At 47.0% G+C, this 574-nt stretch carries 2 protein-coding genes; one reads left to right on the top strand and one right to left on the bottom strand.

Features of this window, described 5'->3' with window-relative positions:
• Positions 1-355, top strand: a 355-nt coding sequence (locus tag HEN33_RS25370) for a hypothetical protein (RefSeq protein ID WP_014654004.1), incomplete at its 5' end; no start/stop codon positions are given.
• On the opposite strand, the gene HEN33_RS25365 is transcribed toward HEN33_RS25370, so the two are convergent.
• Positions 352-574, bottom strand: a 223-nt coding sequence (locus HEN33_RS25365; protein WP_001073702.1) for a hypothetical protein, incomplete at its 5' end; no start/stop codon positions are given. The genes HEN33_RS25370 and HEN33_RS25365 overlap by 4 nt on opposite strands.

Raw genomic sequence — 574 nt, 5'->3', positions numbered from 1 at the left:
GTGCCAATCCGGTACGTGGAAGACTTCTGGTTCGCTCAATGGTTCTTACACAAACTTAGGTTCACATAGAGGTTCATTCTCAGGGCGGAATTCAGGGGGCAGTACATTGTTTATTTATGCATCTGGAGGTAATGGAGGATCTGCCGGAGGTGCATGTGCAAATACATCCCGACTGCAGGGATATGTTGGTGGGACGCTAATTAGCGTGAATGCCAGCAATAACCCTGCATATGGAAAAACAGCCTTTATCAGCTTTGCTGTACCTGCAGGTACTTCCTATCAGATAACATCCTATCCAACAGAAAATACATCATGTGGTGCCGGGGTATTTTCAGTATTTGGATATCAAACTTAATTGAGCGTTACACACGACGCAATACAACCTGTCTTATGCTCGTATTTGTACCATTTGCGTGAACCTGCTGGGCTCTCAACTACCTGGCAGTAGTGGGCATCCTCTGCGTTGCCCATTCTGGCAATGGCACAGAAGTCGAATTGCCCCAGATAACCTGTGGTGGAAAGCTGAGTAACTTTGAGTTTTCCACCTATTGTCCCCCACGTACCGGATTGGCAC

The organism is Escherichia sp. 94.0001, from assembly GCF_013369155.2.
GTDB classification, from domain to species: Bacteria; Pseudomonadota; Gammaproteobacteria; order Enterobacterales; family Enterobacteriaceae; genus Escherichia; species Escherichia coli_F.
Note: the sequence above shows the minus strand (reverse complement) of the source record. Positions and strands in the feature narration are given on the sequence as shown.